Annotated in this window: 18 protein-coding genes and 1 tRNA gene; 14 read left to right on the top strand and 5 right to left on the bottom strand. The window is 42.2% G+C overall.

Going from position 1 to position 20,773, the window contains the following annotated elements; genetic code table 11:
• Nucleotides 1–9: 9 nt before the first annotated feature.
• On the top strand, nucleotides 10–1,356 hold the full coding sequence (tssK, locus tag JMX82_RS06730; protein ID WP_201539964.1) for a type VI secretion system baseplate subunit TssK: 1,347 nt from the start codon (nucleotides 10–12) through the stop codon (nucleotides 1,354–1,356).
• Nucleotides 1,357–1,451: 95 nt separating this feature from the next.
• Complete coding sequence (icmH, locus tag JMX82_RS06725) at nucleotides 1,452–2,264, top strand: type IVB secretion system protein IcmH/DotU (protein WP_060491495.1); 813 nt, start codon at nucleotides 1,452–1,454, stop codon at nucleotides 2,262–2,264.
• A 259-nt stretch (nucleotides 2,265–2,523) separates the two neighbouring features.
• On the opposite strand, the gene JMX82_RS06720 is transcribed toward icmH, so the two are convergent.
• Both JMX82_RS06720 and JMX82_RS06715 read right to left on the bottom strand, forming a co-directional pair.
• A tRNA-Asn gene (locus JMX82_RS06720) sits at nucleotides 2,524–2,599 on the bottom strand.
• Nucleotides 2,600–2,899: 300 nt separating this feature from the next.
• A complete protein-coding gene (locus tag JMX82_RS06715; RefSeq protein ID WP_201539963.1) occupies nucleotides 2,900–4,102 on the bottom strand; it encodes a pyridoxal phosphate-dependent aminotransferase in 1,203 nt (400 codons plus the stop codon).
• A 541-nt stretch (nucleotides 4,103–4,643) separates the two neighbouring features.
• Between JMX82_RS06715 and JMX82_RS06710 the strand changes: the two genes are divergently transcribed.
• From JMX82_RS06710 to JMX82_RS06675, 8 genes are all read left to right on the top strand, one after another.
• Complete coding sequence (locus tag JMX82_RS06710; protein ID WP_201539962.1) at nucleotides 4,644–5,381, top strand: SDR family NAD(P)-dependent oxidoreductase; 738 nt, start codon at nucleotides 4,644–4,646, stop codon at nucleotides 5,379–5,381.
• Between the two features lie 57 nt (nucleotides 5,382–5,438).
• Nucleotides 5,439–7,199, top strand: coding sequence for an NAD(P)/FAD-dependent oxidoreductase (locus JMX82_RS06705; protein WP_201539961.1), 1,761 nt, complete (start codon nucleotides 5,439–5,441; stop codon nucleotides 7,197–7,199).
• Nucleotides 7,200–7,240: 41 nt separating this feature from the next.
• Nucleotides 7,241–8,221 carry a DUF1365 domain-containing protein gene (locus tag JMX82_RS06700; RefSeq protein WP_201539960.1) on the top strand — a complete coding sequence of 327 codons (981 nt, stop codon included), beginning with the start codon at nucleotides 7,241–7,243 and terminating at the stop codon, nucleotides 8,219–8,221.
• A gap of 83 nt (nucleotides 8,222–8,304) precedes the next feature.
• On the top strand, nucleotides 8,305–9,801 hold the full coding sequence (locus JMX82_RS06695) for an SAM-dependent methyltransferase (RefSeq protein WP_201539959.1): 1,497 nt from the start codon (nucleotides 8,305–8,307) through the stop codon (nucleotides 9,799–9,801).
• 102 nt (nucleotides 9,802–9,903) lie between these two features.
• The gene (locus JMX82_RS06690; RefSeq protein WP_060491490.1) at nucleotides 9,904–10,314 is read left to right on the top strand and encodes a DUF2177 family protein; all 411 of its coding nucleotides are present in this window, start codon (nucleotides 9,904–9,906) and stop codon (nucleotides 10,312–10,314) included.
• A gap of 126 nt (nucleotides 10,315–10,440) precedes the next feature.
• Nucleotides 10,441–10,986, top strand: coding sequence for an acyl-CoA thioesterase (locus JMX82_RS06685; protein ID WP_198330588.1), 546 nt, complete (start codon nucleotides 10,441–10,443; stop codon nucleotides 10,984–10,986).
• Nucleotides 10,987–11,092: 106 nt separating this feature from the next.
• On the top strand, nucleotides 11,093–12,214 hold the full coding sequence (locus JMX82_RS06680) for a cation diffusion facilitator family transporter (RefSeq protein ID WP_201539958.1): 1,122 nt from the start codon (nucleotides 11,093–11,095) through the stop codon (nucleotides 12,212–12,214).
• 15 nt (nucleotides 12,215–12,229) lie between these two features.
• Nucleotides 12,230–12,937, top strand: coding sequence for a DUF2059 domain-containing protein (locus JMX82_RS06675; RefSeq protein WP_201539957.1), 708 nt, complete (start codon nucleotides 12,230–12,232; stop codon nucleotides 12,935–12,937).
• 199 nt (nucleotides 12,938–13,136) lie between these two features.
• Here the strand turns inward: JMX82_RS06675 and dps are convergent, their stop codons facing one another.
• Nucleotides 13,137–13,619 carry a DNA starvation/stationary phase protection protein Dps gene (dps, locus tag JMX82_RS06670; RefSeq protein WP_045451268.1) on the bottom strand — a complete coding sequence of 161 codons (483 nt, stop codon included), beginning with the start codon at nucleotides 13,617–13,619 and terminating at the stop codon, nucleotides 13,137–13,139.
• Between the two features lie 371 nt (nucleotides 13,620–13,990).
• On the opposite strand from dps, the gene uvrB reads away from it, so the two are divergent.
• The 4 genes from uvrB to JMX82_RS06650 all read left to right on the top strand — a co-directional run bounded on the left by uvrB (nucleotide 13,991) and on the right by JMX82_RS06650 (nucleotide 19,649).
• Nucleotides 13,991–16,102, top strand: coding sequence for an excinuclease ABC subunit UvrB (gene uvrB / locus JMX82_RS06665; RefSeq protein WP_201539956.1), 2,112 nt, complete (start codon nucleotides 13,991–13,993; stop codon nucleotides 16,100–16,102).
• Between the two features lie 239 nt (nucleotides 16,103–16,341).
• Nucleotides 16,342–17,394, top strand: coding sequence for a pyridoxal phosphate-dependent aminotransferase (locus JMX82_RS06660; protein WP_201539955.1), 1,053 nt, complete (start codon nucleotides 16,342–16,344; stop codon nucleotides 17,392–17,394).
• Between the two features lie 547 nt (nucleotides 17,395–17,941).
• Nucleotides 17,942–18,994, top strand: coding sequence for a pyridoxal phosphate-dependent aminotransferase (locus JMX82_RS06655; RefSeq protein ID WP_227676416.1), 1,053 nt, complete (start codon nucleotides 17,942–17,944; stop codon nucleotides 18,992–18,994).
• Between the two features lie 277 nt (nucleotides 18,995–19,271).
• Nucleotides 19,272–19,649, top strand: a complete 378-nt coding sequence (locus JMX82_RS06650) for a hypothetical protein (protein WP_055123844.1) — start codon at nucleotides 19,272–19,274, stop codon at nucleotides 19,647–19,649.
• Nucleotides 19,650–19,802: 153 nt separating this feature from the next.
• Here JMX82_RS06650 and JMX82_RS06645 read toward each other — a convergent pair whose 3' ends face one another.
• Both JMX82_RS06645 and JMX82_RS06640 read right to left on the bottom strand, forming a co-directional pair.
• Nucleotides 19,803–20,192: a hypothetical protein gene (locus JMX82_RS06645; protein ID WP_201539954.1), complete on the bottom strand. Its 390-nt coding sequence runs from the start codon at nucleotides 20,190–20,192 to the stop codon at nucleotides 19,803–19,805.
• Nucleotides 20,193–20,388: 196 nt separating this feature from the next.
• Complete coding sequence (locus JMX82_RS06640; protein ID WP_045445299.1) at nucleotides 20,389–20,622, bottom strand: hypothetical protein; 234 nt, start codon at nucleotides 20,620–20,622, stop codon at nucleotides 20,389–20,391.
• Between the last annotated feature and the right edge of the window lie 151 nt (nucleotides 20,623–20,773).

The raw sequence follows: 20,773 nt of genomic DNA, 5'->3' as shown, positions 1-20,773 counted from the left end.
GAGATTGTCTTGAGTAAACACAGGGTATTATGGGGAGAAGGGTTGTTTTTGCGACCCCAACATTTTCAGATTCAAGACACTTATCATGACTCGCAACGCGCTTTGAGTATGATGCTGGTGCATCCTTATGCTTATGGCGTATCTGATGTTCAGATTGATAAGCAACTTTTGGAAAGCAATTTACTAAGCTTTCAAAGTATTTATGCGGTATTGCCAGATGGCACGATATATCATGCACCTCGTACCGACACTTTACCCAAAGCCATTACCTTAGATACCCCAGACAATGGCGATGAAGTTTTCGTATTTTTGAGTTTAGAGATTGTCCATAGTGGCGGCAGCAATATACAGACGGATCGTAGTGACAACCCAGCACGCTATGCAAGGGGCGCTATTGAGGCACAAGATCTATATAGCCAAGCGGCTGAAGCAGTCATTGACGTGATTAAACTGTCGCCAAGTTTGCAATTAAGCCATTCTGCGCAAGCGCCTAGTCAAGATACCGTGTCCTTATTGGTAGCCAAGCTCGTGCGTACCACTCAAGGCATCTATCAAGTAGATGATGATTATATCGTCCCAAGTGTGCATATTACGAGTAACCCTGCGCTTATTGGTCACGTATATCGTTTGATGACGATGATTAATACCAAGTCTACGTCACTGTATGACCATCATCGTCAGTCTAACAATGACTTACTGGAGTTTCGCTCCTCAGATATTGCCTCTTTTTGGCTATTGCATACGCTAAATACCGCATACTCTCAGCTCAGTCATTTATATAATAATGCCAAACTACATCCAGAGCGCCTTTATGAAGCATTATTAAATGTCGCCAGCCAATTGGCTACTTTTAGCTCATTATATAAGGTGGGCGACTTACCTTCTTATAATCACGATAATGCCAATGACTCATTTGTCAGTATCATTCTAATCATTCGTGAGCTACTCAATACCGTCATTGCCAGTAACTTTATCTCGATTCCATTACGTCAAAATAAGCCATCTTATTATACAGGCGAGCTAAGTAGTGACAAGATCACGCGTGGCTCACAGCTGTATCTGTCTGTTAGCTCATCATTGCCGATGCACGAGCTCATCGACATCGTACCACGTCGATTTAAAATTGCGACGCCTGACTCAGTAGAGAAACGTGTGTTGTCAGCGCTGCCAGGCTCTTCTATTTCACATGTCAGCCAAGTACCCAGTGCGATACCAGTGAGACCAGGTTTTAGCTACTTCACCATCGAACCGGTAGGCGAGCTATATGACGAAATGCTCAAATCTGAATCTATCTGTATTTATGTGCCAAATGGCTTTGATGATTTAAAAATAGAGCTGATGGCTATCGTACAGTAGTTCTTTGTGTCTAGAGATGCTGAGGTTGCAAGATGAGTATGCACTATATGGCGCGCCCTCAATAGTATTTGAAATAATAAGCATTAGGAATAATCATGTCAGGGAATAATTCAATGGGTTCTGCACCTTCGTTGTTAGATTCAGGCGAGGTGGCTTCAAAGGTCTCAGCAACGGGTCTAGATAAGCGTATCAGTAGTCAGTCGCTGGTAGACATCATGTATGACGGCTTTTACTTGGTGTTTTTATTGCGTAATCATTATTTCAGTACAGAGCCGCGACAATTTCGTCAAAAAATATATGATTTCTTAGATAAATTCGAGATGAATGCGCGCAAAAAAGGATTTCTGTCAGAAGATATCCATGAAGCCAAGTATGCGTATTGTGCGTTGATTGATGAGACCATCATGACCTCGCAAGAGCCAGAGTTTCAAACCCTCAAAGATGCTTGGGAGCTAAATCCTTTACAGTTGGATTTATTTGGCTCACAAATTGCTGGTAATGAGTTCTTTGAGCGTTTAGATGGGCTACGCGAGCAAGGAGAGAGGCGTCTACCTGCTCTGGAGGTCTATCACTATGCGATGCTACTTGGCTTTCAAGGGAAGTATCGTTTAGAAGCGCCAGAGAAAATTCGTTATCTTATCTCACGTTTAGGGGATGAAATTGAGCATCTACGGGGTAATAAGAACGAGTTTTCGCCATTTTGGGCGATACCGGACCAAATCAAGCACACGCTCACGAGCGAAACGCCACTATGGGTCATACTCACGGTCATGGCAGTGTTGTTGACCGCGATATTTGCTACCATGTGGCAGTTTACCAATAGTTTCTCGAATGAGCAGCTGTCAGCATACGACAATGTGATTCAAGAAAACAAAGAGCAAGCCCATATCTCAATTTTTCTACCTTAATTATTTTCCTTACTTTAAATGCTAACTTCTTTAACAGTTTTTATTTCAGCTGCATACGTTGTGCTGAAATAAAAACTGTTAGGACAGCAAGGTAATAATTGTTATATCGTTGGCTACTTATTTTTCTACTGAGTTTTATATAAATTTCTTCATGCCAATAAAAATAGTAGCCATAAAAAAACCCTCATCAAAGAGATGAGGGTTTTGGCAAATGCCATAATTGAATCAAAAATAATTCAAGAAATTTACAACTAAAATGTGGCTCTCCAACCTGGGCTCGAACCAGGGACACACGGATTAACAGTCCGTTGCTCTACCAACTGAGCTATTGGAGAATAAGCTGCAAGTGTTTAAAACCTTACAACGAGCCTTAGAAGCCTCTAACGAGTTCTTGCTAAGTGGGGCGTATTCTAGCAAAAATAAAAAATACGTCAAGCCTTTTTTGCATAATTATCAAAGATAATTATTTTAATAAGGGGATAAGGCGTCTTTTGAGGTTTTTTGCCAAAAAATCCAACAATTATGAGATAAATAAAAAAGACGCCACATAGAGGATAGGTGGCGTCTTCGTTTATAAGCACATTTCTAAGCACATACTTAAGCGTAGTAATTTTAAGACAGTGGCTGTTTAGTCTTTATTCAGCAACGTCTAGATCAGCCACCGCTTTTTCGATACGTGATAAGGCATCTTTTAGCGTCGCTTCATCAGTTGCGTAAGAGATGCGCATATAGCCACCAAGACCAAAGGCGTCACCAGGCACCACTGCAACGCCAACTTTCTCTAACAACCATGCTGAAAATTCAGTACATGATGACAGACCAGCGGCTTTGATGAGTGGTTTGATATCAGGATATACGTAGAAAGCGCCATCAGGACGCAGGCAGGTAATACCTTTAATCGCGTTCAAACCATCAACGACTAGATCACAACGCTTCTCAAATGCTTCTACCATCGGCGTGAGCACGCTTTGATCGCCACTGATAGCGGCTTCGGCAGCAACTTGGCTGATCGATGTTGGGCATGAGGTTGACTGTGATTGTACTTTTTTCATCGCCCCAATCAGCTTGGCAGGGCCACCAGCGTAACCAATACGCCAGCCAGTCATCGCATATGCTTTTGACACGCCATTTAAAATAATCGCCCGCTCTTTTAGCTCAGGTGCTGCATTCAGAATATTGTAGAACTTATCGCCCGTCCAGCGGATGTGCTCATACATGTCATCTGACACAACATAAATTTGTGGGTGCTTTTTCAGCACGTCAGCGATGGCTTTTAGCTCATCCAACGTGTAAATCATACCGGTTGGGTTAGAGGGGCTGTTTAGTACCAGCATTTTAGTTTTGTCAGTGATAGCGTCTTCTAATTGCTCAGCGGTGATTTTGAAATCTTGCTCAGCGGGGCATTTGACGATGACTGGTACGCCTTCTGCAATGATGACCATGTCAGGATAGCTGACCCAGTAAGGTGCTGGAATGATGACTTCATCACCTGGATTGATAAAGGCTTGCGCAAGATTAAAAAATGATTGTTTACCACCGACCGATACTAGGATTTCATTGGGCTCATAGCTGATGTTGTTGTCACGTTTGAACTTCTCAATGATGGCTTGTTTGAGCTCTGGCGTACCATCGACAGCGGTGTATTTGGTAAAACCATCATTAATGGCATCGATTGCTGCTTTTTTGATGTGCTCTGGCGTATCAAAATCAGGTTCACCCGCACCCAGACCGATTATGTCTTTACCAGCTGCTTTTAGCTCTTTGGCTTTATTGGTAATCGCTAGCGTAGGCGATGGCTTGATGTTGTTGACGCGGTCAGAGAGTTGCAATTCGCTCATGAGAGATCCTTTTTATAGTGGAGTGGGATTGGTGAAGCACTATCATTAATTGTATAACGTTTGAGATGTCATTAGGACACGATATCAGGCAGTTTCAAAAACTGCCGCAACGGAAGTTGATTTTTGAAAATAAATAACCGTTAATAAACATAAGCGCTTTTAACAGGTTGGATATTTTCATGATAAATACGCTGACTAATCAGCCCTTTAATGTAAAGCTAATTTCGATTTTTAGTATTGTAGCATGCCGTAATTAGGCTGTCTTATAAGGCTAGTAACATAAAACGACAGACCTAAGAGCAATTTTTCCAGTGCGCGAGAGTAGACAGGTTCAGTCAATTAAGAGACGCATTGATTGCGAAACCACAACAATAAATCGATAGCCGTGCGCTATGATTGTTTAGATTTAATAAATAAAATGGATGATACCTTAATAAAAAAAGGTTAATGCCATCAGCTGACTAAAGATGATAAGCAAGTATTTGACACCTGAATGCATGGGAAGTTGTGTACTATCAGCATACATAAAAGGACGTTTACGATGACTGACTCTACTAAGAAATTACATATACTTATTACTGGCGCGACGTCTGGTATTGGCAATCAATTGGCAAAAGACTATCTACTAGACGGTCATCATGTCTATGCCGTTGGTCGAGACGATAGCGCATTGGCTGAGCTTGAGTCATTAGGCGCAGAAACGGTTGACTTAGATCTCATGGATCGGGATAAAGTTATCGACGCTTTTGAAAAAATTGAAGAGGTTGATTTGGCGATTTGTGGCGCTGGCATGTGCGAATATCTGGACATGCCAAACTTCGATAGCGCCTCGTTTATGAAAGTGATGTCGGTAAATATGGGTACGTTGTCACATGCTATCGAAGGGATATTGCCAAAATTAATCGCCTCAAAAGGTCGCTTGGTTGGCATTGGTTCAGCATCTGCTTATGTGCCATTTGCTCGTGCCGAAGCTTATGGCAGCTCAAAGGCTGCCATCCATTATCTAATGAAAACTTTGCAAATTAGCCTTGCACCGCATGATGTGTCGGTAAGCTTGGTCGTGCCTGGTTTTGTCGAGACGCCAATGACTAAGCAAAATGATTTTCCCATGCCCTTTATCCAAACAACAGCGCAGGCAAGCAAAGCTATTCGTGATGGTATCGTGAGTGGTCACGATGTGATTGAATTTCCCAAGAAGCTTACATTACCGCTGAAGGTATTGGGGACGTTGCCAGATTTGGTGTGGCAGCAAGTCAGTGAAAAAATTAATAAAAAATAGTTTATATTGAAAAATTGCAAAAAATAAATTACTAAAAATATGGAAAGGAACGCATCAATGCTGTTTAACCGCCGTAAACGTAAGAACCTAGAGACAGTCTCTCATGAAGCCAGCAGCCTCTCAAAGCAGATGACTAACGCTCAAGCTAAAAAACGTATTGCTATCATTGGCTCAGGTGTATCAGGATTGACTTGCGCTCATTATCTGGTGGCGCAACATGAAGTGACAGTGTTCGAGGCTAATGATTATATTGGCGGCCATGTAAATACCATCGATGTGTCGCTACAAGACGGCAAAAAAGCAAAGAGCAGCAATGTGGAAAACAGTGCCATAGATACTGGCTTTATCGTCTTTAATGAGCGTACTTATCCCAATTTCTTTCGTCTACTGCATGAGCTACAAGTGCCGTTTCAATCGACTGACATGAGCTTTTCGGTAAAGAATACAGCGCGCCATTTTGAATACAATGGTCACACGCTCAATACTTTATTATCGCAGCGTAAGAATGCCTTCAATCCAAAGTTTTGGCAATTTATCAAAGATATTTTACAATTCAATAAACATATCAAGCAGCTACGCCAAGACTACGAAATGACACGTGCTAACGGGCAAGATGTTAGTATTTTTACTGAGCAAACGCTGGGCAGCTATCTCACAGAAAAAAGCTATGGCAAGCTGTTTATAGACAACTATCTGCTGCCAATGGTTTCTGCCATTTGGTCAACCAGTCTGCATGAAGTACAAGACTTCCCACTGGTGTTTTTTGCACAGTTCTTTGACAATCATGGCTTGCTCGATGTGGTTAATCGTCCGCAGTGGTTTACGATCAAAGGTGGCTCAAAACAGTACGTCAATAAGTTAATTCCACGCTTCATCAAAGCGGGCGGTAAGGTGAGAGTAAACAGTCCCGTACAGTCTGTGGTTCGCGATGGTGAGCAAGTATTATTGACGGTTCAAAATAAAAGCATTACTGACAACAATATCGAAAGCTTGAACGAAAAATTGGTATTTGACGAAGTTATCTTTGCTTGTCATGCAGACACCGCGCTCAAAATTTTAACAGACGCCAGTAAGGATGAAAATGAGGTGCTCAGACATTTTCGCTTTACCAAAAATACCGCCGTACTGCATACCGATGTCAGTGTCCTACCGAACAAGCCATTGGCGTGGGCCAGCTGGAATTATCTGATTGATGAGAATCTCGAAAATAAAACTGCGCGACAATCAGGACAATCAGTTACTGAAAACCATATTAAAAAAGCGCAAACATCAGCAAAACCAGTGCTGACTTATCACATGAATATTTTGCAACGCCTGACCAAAAAGCACAATTATTTGGTTACGCTGAATCCAGAAACCGCTCATGAAAATATTGATGAGAAGCACGTCATTAAGCGTATCGATTATAGCCATCCTGTGTTTGATAAAGCGATGATTAAGGCGCAAAGCAGATGGTCGAGTATCTCTGGTAACGACATGCATACACATTTTTGCGGTGCCTATTGGTTTAATGGTTTTCATGAAGATGGCGTACGTAGTGGTCTACGTGTCTGTCAGGCGCTCGGTCATGATATTGTCATAAAAGACGAGGTTGATCCGACTCATCTGCCTGATGCCGAGAGCGCACATACGCCGTTTCGTTATAAGGACCTACCGGTAAAGGCAGATACCAAATTGCGCACACTTAATAAGCGTGAGGTTGTCACGGCGCTTACTAATCAGGAGCTGATTGAGTACATTGAACGTTTACAACCGACTGTTAAAAGTGATGAACCAAAGCGAAAGCGTCGCTTATTTGGCCGTCATAAAATGCAGTGATTTTGGCAGTGAGATTAACGAACACTATTTAAGAGAGTGCTATGTCTATTGAAACCGACACGCCTAATAACCTGTTACCCCATCAGTTGTTCCATGGGACGACTTGGCACAGTCGGTTACTGCCAAGTGTGCATAAATTTGCGTACCCATACCGTTATTGGGGCATCAATATCAGCGCATTGGCTAAAGGGCTGGAGCTTCCTGAAGTAAGTACAGGTATTAGTAGCAAAAATAAGCTTTTAAAAAAGTTGCTTTCAAAAGGGCGGCTGGTCAAAGGATTACCATTATTTTCAGCAAAGAAAAAAGCATTGCAGCAGTTTTGTCCTGATGATTACTTACAAGGTCTACCTCTACAAGAGGTAAATAGCCTAAGTAATTGCTCAATGAGTGACAAGCATGGTAATTGTCGTTCAAATTCTGTTCAAGCACTTAATCATCGCTTAAATCAAGCGTTTACTGAGCAAACGGGTAGTGCGCCAACAGGCGATATTATTGGGATGCTCGTTTGCCGCAATGCAGGCATATATTTTAGTCCAGTCAATTTTTACTTAGGTTTCGATGAGCAACAGATACCGTCGCATGTATTGGCTGAAGTCTCTAATACACCATGGGATAAGCGCCATTATTATGGGTTTACACTCAATGGTGCGAATACTGAATTTTGTCATAATAAAGATTTTCATGTCTCACCTTTTAACCCGATCGATCAGCTATATCGTTGGCAAGTTAAGGTAAAAAAGCAGCCGGATAATTGCTTGCAAGTTCATATTGCTATTGATATCAGCGATGAGCGCGGTGAGGTATTAAAAACGGGTATAAAAATGGCTGGCGTTCCAATGACCGCCACAACGATTCGCAATAGTTTGCGAAAAAACCCGCTAATGAACATGACCTCTGTAACCCGTATTTATTGGCATGCTTTCAAGCTTTATGCGATTAAAAAAGTGCCTTATATTCATTATGATGAAAAACTGGCCGATAGCCAACAGAACAAAGCACCGACTCCAAAAGATATTCTTTGATAGCTACAGGGCTAACGATCAGCCAAAGAAATTTATCAGCTTAACGCTTAAGCATAGAGCATTTAAACAAGGATGAATATACGATGTCAGCACGACCAACCGACCGAGCACCCGTTTCGACATTAGGAAAATTGACCGCACAGATGAGTAAGGTCGTCAATGAGAGCGCCATTTTTCAGCCCGTCAGTGCGGGAATGAATCAATTGGCAAGAAAACTCATCTTTCGCGCATTAGCGCATATCCAGTTTGGTAGCCTGACTATAGTCGAAGCATTCGATGAGCAAGCACCTAATACCGTTAGCTTCGGTAAAGTATCCGATAGTGTCGCGAGCAGCTCGGCAGTGGGTCGCCATTCACTACACGTTACCTTGATGATTCATGATCCTACTGTCTATCGGCAGCTGTTGCTTGGCGGCTCTATTGCGCTAGCAGACAGCTATATCAATGGTGAGTGGGATACGGACGATTTGACAGGGCTGATTCGGTTGGCAGCGCGTAACTTGGCGGTGTTGAATAAATTAGAAAATCGCTTTGCAGGTGTGAGTAAGGCGTTTGAAAAAGCGAAGCATCGGCTACGCAGCAATGATCAGTCTGGTGCCAAGTCCAATATTTTAGCGCATTATGACTTGGGCAATGATATGTATCAGCGGTTTTTGGACGATACGATGATGTATTCAGCGGCAGTCTATCGTACGCCTGATGTATCACTGAGCGCAGCGCAGCAGCATAAACTGGCGCTCATTTGCCAGCGATTACAATTGACGCCTGATGATCATGTGATAGAAATTGGCACAGGGTGGGGCGGTTTTGCTATTTATGCCGCCACACATTATGGCTGTCACATAACGACGACGACCATCTCTGATGCCCAGTATGATGAGGCGCAGCGCCGAGTCGATGCGGCAGGACTGTCTGATAACATTACCCTGCTGAAGCAAGACTATCGTGAGCTGACAGGGCAGTACGACAAGCTAGTCAGTATCGAGATGATTGAAGCCGTTGGGCACGAGTACTTACCGACGTTTTTTGCCAAATGTAATAGCTTACTCAAACCCACAGGGCTGATGGTGCTGCAAGCGATCACCTTTAACGATCAAAACTACCAAGATTATGTTAATTCAGTCGATTTTATCCAGACGCACATTTTCCCTGGTGGTTGTTTGCTCTCCAATCAAGAGCTAAATACACAGTTTACGGAACAAACCGACATGGTCATCAAGCAGCTACATGATTACGGTTTTGACTATGCTCATACCTTGCGTGATTGGCGTGCGGCGTTCATGGCACAGCGTGAAGAAATTAAGGGGCTTGGTTATGATGATGCCTTTATTCGCTTGTGGGATTTTTACTTTTGCTATTGTGAAGGTGGGTTTTTAGAGCGCACCATCGGCGTGGTACAGTTGACCGCAGTGAAGCCAGACAATATTGATGTGATGCATTTCTCTGATTTGTCTTCTCATGATACTCTCACCGATGAGCAAAGCAGCCGCCTGATTCACGATATTATGAATTTTGATGAAAGCGGTAATGCCAACAACGGTGATGGCCAAGACGCCTCCAAACGAAACATAGCGTCTTAACAAGTTGCGTTTCAACAGGTAGTGTCTTAACAAGCGATGCTGGATACAAGCAGTTATGGAAACAAGCTGGGATTAAAAAACGCTAATTAAAAGGATGTGGTTATGGGTTATGTATTTATATATCTGGCTGCTGTGCTTATATTTTTGGGTATTGACGCAGTTTGGCTCAAGACTATGACTGGCTTATTTTATGAAAAGCGTATCGGGCATCTGCTTGCCGATGAGCCAAACATGATTGCTGCTGGCGTGTTCTATATGTTTTATCTACTGGCTCTCTGTGTCTTGATTTTATATCCACAAATCAAAGCAGGCGCTTCGATTGGTCATATATTCTTGCTTGGTGGCTTAATAGGGCTGATGGCCTACGGTACTTATGACTTTACCAGTTTAGCGTTGTACAAAGGTTTTACACTGGATACAGCGTTGGTTGATTTTGCTTGGGGTGGTATCTTGACAGGTTCAGTGAGCGCCATTGTTGCTTGGCTTGCTTATCGTTTTCATTGGTTGAGCTAAAGTTAAATAGCTTAAGATTTACATAACCTAGACCATTCAATGACAGAGTGCCGTTTGTGCTCTCTTGTGAGCTGCTGTATAAATGATACTTACTATCAACACGCCCTAAATCATTCAAGGATTTTTATGCCGCAATACAATACCAGCTCGACTGCCAAAAAAGCCCCATTAAATCATGAGCTATATATGTCGATACTCATGACGCCTGATATGGCGAATTTTATTGGCAATGTGCATGGTGGTGATTTGCTTAAGATGCTAGATCAAGTCGCTTACGCTTGCGCCAGTCGCTATAGCGGCAATTATGTGGTGACGCTGTCTGTCGACCAAGTGATGTTTCGTGAGCCTATATATGTTGGCGAATTGGTTACCTTTGCGGCAAGTGTCAACTATGTAGGGAATACTTCGATGGAGATTGGCATTCGTGTCGAATCAGAAGACGTTCGAGCCCGCACTGTACGCCATACCAACAGCTGCTATTTTACGATGGTCGCTATCGATGATAATGGCAAGCCCACACCTGCGCCGCCACTTGATATCAAAAATCCCATGCAGCAATGCCGCGCTGATGCCGCACTAGAGCGTAAAAACCTGCGTCTGGAAAGTTCACATCGACCCAGTTGTGATATCGGGGATATGGTTGGTGAGCTGGCTAATCTTCATGATCGTTAAGAGGAATAGACCCTGTATAGTCAGTTAAAATGCTTTCAATATACGGTCTATTGATCTGGTTAAATATATACATATCTGCGTTCAAAAAGCCTATATCGAGATTATTATGAGCTTAAAACCATCGGAAGCCGAGTCACACGCTCCTATTTCTCATCAGCCAGCGCCGCATAATAGTCGTGCTCGAGGCGCTGGTAATCTCATTACAGCCGCCACTTCTGATGGTAATTCTCATTCTGTATTAGACGATTCTGCTCAGTCAGCAACCAATCAAGACCAGCAACATTCCGCTTCATTGGTAACGGTATTAATTGCCGTTGGAGCCAATCTCATCATTGCGATTGCCAAAACGGTAGCAGCATTTATGACGGGTTCTGCTTCTATGATCGCAGAGTCAGCGCATTCGTGGGCAGATGCAGGTAACGGTACTTTATTAATTGTCGCCGAGAAAAAGGCGATCAAACCTGCTGATGAGAGCCATCCGCTCGGCTATGGCAAAGAAGCTTATGTCTGGTCGATGATAGCCGCTTTTGGTGTCTTTATGGCAGGTTCGATTGTCTCCATTTATACCGGTATCACCGAGTGGAATGCTGCGGAAAGCGAGACCAACTATACCATCGGCTTTATTGTATTGGCGATTGCGTTTGTGCTCGAAGGGTTTTCATTAGGACAAGCTTACTTACAAAGCAAGAAGCATGGTGAAGCGATAAATGTCAGCGCCATTGGCTATGTGGTCGATACGTCAAACCCAACTTTACGTGGTGTATTCTTTGAAGACTTGGCAGCTGTCATTGGCTTGGTTGTCGCTGCTGCTGCCATGGGTATGCATGCTTACACGGGACAGCCGTTTTGGGATGCGCTCGGCTCTATCATTGTCGGAATATTATTGGGTGCGGTAGCCATTTTTTTAATTAGCCGTAACCGTGACTTTTTGGTCGGTTATAAAGTATCAGAGAGGATACATGGTTATGCATTGAGCGAATTACTCAATCATCCAGATATCGATAGTGTGTCGTACTTACATTTGGAGTGGGTGGGACCCAAAAAGATATTTATGGTGGCAGCAGTCGATATTGCTGGTAATCAAAAAGAAAAAGAGATTGCCCAAAAATTCGAAATTATTGAAAGTCAGTTCCGTGCCAATCCTTTATTTCAGGAAGCTATCCTGACATTATCTGTACCCAATGCTAAAACTTTGAGCTTACCCGATAGTTATAATCAAGATGCCTGATAAAGAGAAACTAATATGAAACTAAGTCTTCAGTCTGCTATAGAGAGCCCTGTTGGGCGTTCAATCATGGTTCGCCCATTAAGTATGGCCGTTGTCACTATTAGCGCATTAGCCAGTCTGAGTCAAGCATATGCTGAGCTGGTAATTCATAGTGAGCCTGCTCAACAGCAGACAGTAAGTATCAATAGAATAAGTGCGAATAGCGCTTCTATTAACAATACCGCTTTTATGAATAATAATATCTCCCCAACAGATACGTCTATCGTTAAGCTGATGGAAGTGATGCATATTGATGAGCAAATAGAATCTATCGTTAACGGGCAACAAGCGGCTATCGATGCTATCAATGTACAAACGCAAAATCGTACTGAGTCAGTAGGTGATGGTAACTTAAATAAACGTCAACAGGCGCTACAAGAGCAGATTCAAAAAGTGCTAGGTCAATATGCCAAGATAATGACCAATGGTATAGGCGATACCACTAACAAGCAGACGTTGACGAAAGCATATATTAACGCAGCAAAAACTTACTATACGCAAGCGGAAGTTGATGCTCAAATTGATTTTTATGATACGGTGATGGGTCAAAGTATCTTGTCGAAACAGCCACAGATTACAGCAGCATTTCTAAAGCAATCTTTGCCTGACGATACCAGTGAGACAGAAGCACAACTGGATGAGCTTTTACCGCAGATGCAACAAATAATCCAAGGTGTTTTTTAACTGACAGCTAATAACTGACAATTTAGCTACTTTGAAGCCCGTCTCTGAGCGCGAGTCTTAAAGTTATTACACATGAAATTATTACACATAAATTCGTACACACAAAAAAGGTCACTATAAAAGTGACCTTTTTTGCTGATATAGACTGTCTTATTGATATGCCTATTTTATTGGTCTAACTGATTTAGATATAAAGGTATTATTTCTTTGGTGCATTGGCACCGATGAACCATGCATCTTTATCGACCGTACGGCTTATTTCCGTTAATAGGTCAGCGGTATCTTCGTCACCCGCATCACCGGCAGCATCAATCCCTTCACGCAATGATGCCGCAATGGTCTTATAACGATTGGTAAGCTCACGAACATGCTGATCGACTTCAGTAATATCAGTAGGGTAAGTCTCGAGGATAGAGTCCTCAACGACGCGTTTAGAGATACCATTGGCTTTACCGCCAAGGATAACAATACGCTCAGCAACCGTATCATAAGCTTCAGTCAAGCGACCATAGGTATCATCTAATAACTGATGCACACCGATAAAGCCAGTACCTTGCAAATTCCAATGACATTGCTTACTGTCCATACTCAAATCAATGAGATTCGCTAGATTAGCATTCAATAAGTCGATCATTTTCTTTGCGGTTGCATCATCTATTCCACTTGCGTAACGTTCTCTCATGTTCTACTCCGTTATGTGTATTATTTTAATGAAAATCTCATTTGTTGTTATTGGTATCTTACTAATGAACTACTTGTTGATTCGTTATAAATAATAGCAGCTTAAATGAAGATTGAAAGCCTCAAGCGTTAGGCTTTATTAGGTGGTCGTGTAATGAGTTTGTTAATCATGAAAAGCTTTGTAAATTTAGCGGATGCTGTGTGCGTTTTTTATAACGAAGGTACTATTTATTCGTTATAAATAGGGCGCGTGACGTTATGTCTAGATGCTAGTATTGTAAGAGGAGATGACAACATAAAACCCTTAATTACCTTTAAAAACCCTAGCTTAGACCCCACATTGTTATAAACCTTCAGAAGAAGAAAGCCATTATGCGAATGCCTGAACCGCGCTCGTCGCGTCAGTTAAACCAATTGGCCACTCAGCTCCAAGGTGAAGCTGAAATTAGTGGTGTCAACGCGTCTGGGACGCAAATATCAAGTCGTGCTTTTGAGATGATCACAGAATTTGAGCCAGCAGGTGATCAACCGCAAGCGATTAAAAAACTCGTCAACGGTATTAATTCTGGCATGGATGAGCAGTTACTACTGGGTGTAACGGGCTCGGGTAAGACCTATACCATGGCAAAGGTCATCTCTGAGACACAGCGTCCAACCATTATCATGGCACATAACAAAACGCTTGCCGCGCAGTTATATGGAGAGTTTAAGTCATTTTTTCCAAACAATGCCGTTGAGTACTTTGTCAGCTATTATGACTATTATCAGCCGGAAGCCTATGTCGCGGCAAGTGATACCTTTATCGAAAAAGACAGCGCTATTAATGATCATATCGATCAGATGCGCCTGTCAGCGACGCGAGCACTCCTAGAGCGCCGTGATGCAATTATCGTCGCCTCGGTCTCGTGCATTTATGGTTTGGGTGATCCAGAAAGTTATCTAAAAATGCTGCTGCACGTCGTGGTTGGTGACAAAATCGATCGCACTGCTACCATTAAGCGTCTCGTTGAGATGCAATATACGCGCAATGAGCTGGACTTTGGACGCGGTACGTATCGGTTGCGTGGCGAGCTGCTAGATATTTATCCTGCTGAGTCTGAGCAATTAGCCGTTCGCGTGCATTTATTTGACAATGAAGTGGAAAAAATCACGTGGTTTGATCCTTTAACAGGTAAGACGGTGCGTAGTGTGCCGCGTATTACTATTTATCCAAAATCACACTATGTGACGCCGCGCAATAAGTTAGAAGCGGCCAGTCATACCATTCGTGCTGAGCTTGAGCCGCGTCTAGAATATTTCCGCGATAATAATAAATTGATTGAAGCACAGCGTCTCAAAGAGCGTACCCAGTATGACCTTGAGATGATTCAACAGCTTGGCTACTGTAACGGTATCGAAAACTATTCGCAGCATCTCTCTGGTCGTCCGTCAGGGGAAGCGCCACCGACCTTATTTGATTATATTCCAGAAGATGCGCTACTGTTCCTCGATGAGTCGCACGTCACCGTATCGCAAATTGGCGCGATGTATAAAGGTGACAGATCACGTAAAGAAAACTTGGTCAATTACGGCTTTCGTCTGCCAAGTGCCATGAATAATCGCCCGATGAAGTTTGAAGAGTGGGAGCGCATCAAGCCTAAGACCATTTATGTGAGTGCCACACCAGCATTGTATGAGCTTGAGCACAGCGAGCAAGTCGTTGAGCAAGTCGTGCGCCCAACGGGGCTGATTGATCCAGAGATTGAGATTCGTCCAGTATTAACGCAGGTCGATGATGTGCTGTCGGAAATTACCAAACGTCGTGAAAAGGACGAGCGGGTTTTGATTACGACGTTGACCAAGCGTATGTCCGAGGATTTGACCAGTTATCTAAAAGAATACGATGTCAAAGTTGCTTATCTGCATTCGGACATCGATACCGTTGAGCGTATGCAAATCATTCATGAACTGCGGACTGGCGTGCATGATGTGTTGGTCGGCATTAATCTATTGCGTGAAGGGTTAGATATGCCAGAAGTGTCATTGGTCGCAATATTTGATGCTGATAAAGAAGGTTTCTTGCGGTCTGAGCGCGCACTTATTCAGACCATTGGGCGCGCTGCACGTCATATCAATGGTAAAGCTATTCTGTATGCCGATCGCATCACTAATAGTATGCAAAAGGCGATAGACGAGACCGATCGTCGCCGTGAAAAACAAGTGGCATTTAACCTTGAGCATAACATCACCCCAAAAGGCGCGCGTCGCAGTATCACGGATAAAATCGATACAGGTGACGATCAGAATGCCAATGACAATCAAGTGATTCCAATCAAGAGCAATCTGCCTGATGTCGATATTAGCATCTTACGCAGTCCTGATTTGCTGGCGAAAGAAATCAATCGTCTTGAAAAGCTTATGAAGCAGATGTCGCGTGACTTGAAATTTGAGGATGCAGCGAAAACGCGTGATAAAGTGCTAGAGTTAAAGGCGCATTTGATCTAAGAGGTTATTTGAACTGCCGTTAATATCAGTTTGTATATAACAAAAAGGTGAGTTGCTAATGGCGCAGCTCACCTTTTTTATGGTCTTCTTATGACCAAGATAGCCTCGCTTTTGTTCGAGATTATTAATAACTAATAATTGGTTGTATCAAAACTTGTGTTTATACCAAATGCCCCTTAATATGATATCAATGAGCAATATGAACTTATAACAACGGACGTTGAGGCACATAATCCATCATGCAAAATAATAAATTCTTAGAATTAAATGCGAATGAAAACTCACTAGGGATGGCAGATTCTGCTAAACAAGCCATTATAGAATCTTTAGGTGAGGGCTTTCGTTATCCAGATAATCCACGCGCGGCGCTCATTAGCAAAATTGCCACCATCCATGGTGTGGCAGAAAACCAAATCTCCTTAGGCAATGGCTCGACTGAAAATATTCGAGCGACCTTACAAATGTTGCAAAATAAAGCATTAAAAGAGGGTAGACAGTTTCAAATGGTGATTCCTGTGCCAACGTTTGATTGTGCAGAGATGTATGCAAATTCCATTGGCGTGCCTGTGGTCAAGATACCACTAACCGCTGAAAACTATGATTATGATTTTGATGAACTACAAAGGGCCGCTGACGATTTTGATGGCATCAGCCTACTTTATATTTGTAATCCAAATAACCCAACTGGCATCATTACATCAACGTCAAAGCTTAAAACTTGGATAAGTAATGCACCAGATAGCCATTACTTTTTATTGGATCAAGCTTACTTGGAGTATGTGTCATATCCAAGCTTTGAGAGCGGTATTGAGTGGGTAAAACAAGGGTTATCAGACAACCTGATCGTTATCCATACTTTCTCAAAGTTATGTGCCTTAGCAGGTATGCGAGTGGGCTACGCGGTTTCTAACCCGCAAGCTATTGAGAGTGTCGAAGCGTTTATGTCTATGGACAACACCAACTTGTCAGGTGCGGTTGCTGCTATTGCGACGTTAAATGATGCCAAGTTTTTAGCGCTAAGTTTGCGCAATACCAATCAGTCGCGCCAGATGATTGAGACAGTATTAGATGACCTTGGATTGCGTTATTTACCTTCACAGACCAATTTTATTTTTCATGAGATAAAAGGTGATTTAAAAACTTATATCGATAGAATGCGCGACCATGGCATCAAGGTTGGTCGCGAGTTTCCACCTGTTACAGGTTTCAACCGTCTAACACTTGGCACACCTGACGAGATGGCAGCATTTATTAAAGTATTAAAGCTGTTCCGTGAAAAAGGCTGGGTCTAAGTAGTGCATTAAAAAATTGCTAATTTGAAATATCGATAAACTAGCAAGACTAGCGCGTGTCCTCAATTCAATCGATTACTTGCTAAATGGGCTAAAAATGGCTAAATTTTGCCAAACATCGTCAAATAGTTTCTTAATATCTCGATATTATTTGCGCTACTTTCCTTGTTTGACGGCAATTTATCTCATGTTTATCACCATTTTTAAAATGAGGACACGGCCTAGTATTAGCAAAAATGCTAAGAGTTTTACAAAGTGAGTTGCCTATAGGGTGGCTCTTTTTTATTTAACGGACACTATCAATAAGTGAGCATCTTACTCATAACAGCTGCTAACGAGTTTCATCGCTCAGAGCGCTTGTAATCAGGGTAAATGCCCCTTACCATAACCATTATTATCCGAATGCATCTCACCATCCATATATAAACCCTACTAAATAAGCAGAGTAGCAAAAAAGACGAGCGCAAGTGCTACGTCCGCTGGCTGAGCGCGTTTGACATTGTTCATCGCGTATTTGGTATGGGTATCAATTAGGCGTATTACTATTGTGCTTACCAATCCATTAATAGAATTAAACTCTAACGAAAACTCATTGGGCATGGCAAACTCTGCCAAAAAAGTGGTTATCGATGCTTTAGACATCGGCTTTCGTTATCCAGATAACCAGCGTGCAGCCTTAATCACTAAAGTTGCGAAAATTAATGACGTGACTGAAAGTCAAATATCTCTAGGTAGCGGCTCCAGTGAGAATATCCGCACCGTCGTACAAATGCTGCAAAACAAAGCGTTAAGAGAAGGCAGAAATTTTCAAGTAATTGTGCCGCACCCAACCTTTGCTTATGCGGAACTATATGCAACCTCTATCAATGTGCCCGTGGTAAAAGTAGCACTGATGCCTGAAAGCTATTCTTTTGATTTACAAAATATGCAAAAAGTGGCTGATGATTTTGATGGTATAAGCTTGTTTTATCTCTGCAATCCTAATAATCCAACAGCGACGATTACTGATACAGATGAGTTAAAAGCGTGGGTAGGAACGGCACCAGACCATCATTATTTCTTGCTAGATGAAGCCTACTCAGAATATGTCACTGACCCAAGTTTTGAGAGTGGGATTGCGTGGATAAGAGAGCAGCGCTCAGACAATATTATCGTGGTTCGGACTTTCTCCAAACTGTGTGCGCTAGCGGGTATGCGTGTCGGCTATGCAGTTGCCAGTCCGCAAATGATCACTGAGCTAGAGGCGTTTATCTCAGTAGATAATACCAATCTGTCTGGTGCTGTCGCTGCGATAGCAACTTTGGATGATGAGGCGTTTTTGGCGTTGAGTTTGCATACTGCCAATCAATCGCGTCAGCTGGTTGAGCAGACATTGGATGAGCTTGGACTACGCTACTTACCATCACAAGCCAGCTTTATATTTCACGAAATCAAAGGCGATGTACAAACCTATATCGATAGAATGTGCGACCATGGCATCGCTGTCGGTCGCGAGTTTGCGCCTATCACTGGCTTTAATCGTTTGACGCTTGGCAGACCTGATGAGATGGCAGTGTTTGTTGAGGTGTTGAAATCGTTTCGTGAGAAAGGCTGGGTGTGATTAAGCCAGATAGAGTAGTTTCATCATTAGAAAAGGGGAGTTGCCTAGTTTGCCATTTCCTTTGTTTATTGCAATAGGATAAAGAAGCCACAGCTAACATTCTATTTTTACCAACATCAAACGCAGTTTTACATATCCTGTCTTAAAAAATATCACGTCATCTTATAGTATTGATTCATAAAGCACGAACGAACAAGCAGCAGATTACATGCTGGACAGTGGCTGTAAAATCAGGCGTGCTAACGTATATTATAATTTTAAGGTCAGGGATATATCCATGTTTGATATCAAATCATTTTTTAAGAGAGAAGTAGAAAAAAAACTCATCAATGTAGATGATTATATTTTTATGCCTGAGCGAGTAGAGATGGAGCTGGAGGGCGGAGTATTGAACTGTGTACTCAACAGTGATGGACGAGTCGATATTTTTTATAGTAAGCAAGGCGTGACAGAGGTCGGCTCGGCATCACGTAAGCATCCCTTTACGGCATTCGAAACTGAACTATATCATGGTGTTTATGATGACGTTATTAATGATTTGATCAAAGAAGTAGACAAGATTATCGATGGCTCTTCTAAGTATTTTAGCCGCAGTAAAATACTGCCTTTTACAGCAGCTTTGTCACAGAATCCAGTTGACAAAAACAAGTTCTAAGCTAAGTTAATAAGATAAGTGGATGGTACAAAGACTTAGCGATAAAAAGGGTGCGTTATTTATAACGCACCCTTTTTATGGTTTTATTTTAATGTCTTAAAACTTGAATGTTGTACAACTATATCTACTGTACATCAGTAGATATATCATATTTTATTTCATAAAGCTGGTATAGCAACTTTGTAAAGATTTTGCGACGACTTTCGTGACCAACTGTGTGCGATATTGCGAATCTATAGCAGCATTGCCCAATTCAACGAGTGTCACTTGCTGCGGCGCTTGCTCACTGACACAGCCACAAACATTACTTTTTACAGCTTCTTGTTGTGTGTCGGTCATAGCCACGCTAGCCACACGCCAAGCAGTTTGCTTTTCAATCTGACTGCGGCATTGGTTATCAATCGCTGATTTAAAGACATTCATACCAATCTCATTGGCAGTACCGATAGCAGTACCTGCATTATTATTCATGCCATCAGTCGTTGTGCATCCAGATAGAGCAAGGGTAGCGAGCATAGCCGTTGATATTAAGATTTTTTTCATGGGTCTGATCCTTTAAGATTTTTATAGGTTTTAAGGTTTATGCTTAATAAAAACTGGCATTTGATACGAGTTGATGTTTGCTAGTTGACATGTATTTTTTCCAAGCAGGTCGTATATTATCAGCAAAACTTATCAATAACACCACCAACTATTATTAGTATTGAATAAAGCTTTTTTTTATCAAAGCTTGACGTTATTAATCCAGCCACGCATAGGGGTGATAATATGCATAGGCTTTATAACCAATATAGCCGACAATCATCAATAAACCACCGACGATAAATAACCAAGTGGTGAGGTGTTCCCACGAACAATCATCAAAACGGTCATTAAATGCCGCCGAAATACTGGCGATGAAAAGAATGATGCAACCCAATAGCAATATCAGTGTTGACGTGAGCTCATAACTATCTACGCTAAAGTGCAGCATACAAGAATCCATGAATAAAATTTATCTTACTTTAACGAGTTCATTAACCGAGAGAGGTGAAATATTCATGAAGTATTGCTATATTTGGTGGTGATTTTTGCCATTTTCCACTGTTAATGCTATGCATCGAGATATCATGAAACATACATGG

The sequence above is a fragment of the Psychrobacter sp. 1044 genome, from assembly GCF_904846525.1.
Lineage (GTDB): Bacteria > Pseudomonadota > Gammaproteobacteria > Pseudomonadales > Moraxellaceae > Psychrobacter.
Note: the sequence above shows the minus strand (reverse complement) of the source record. Positions and strands in the feature narration are given on the sequence as shown.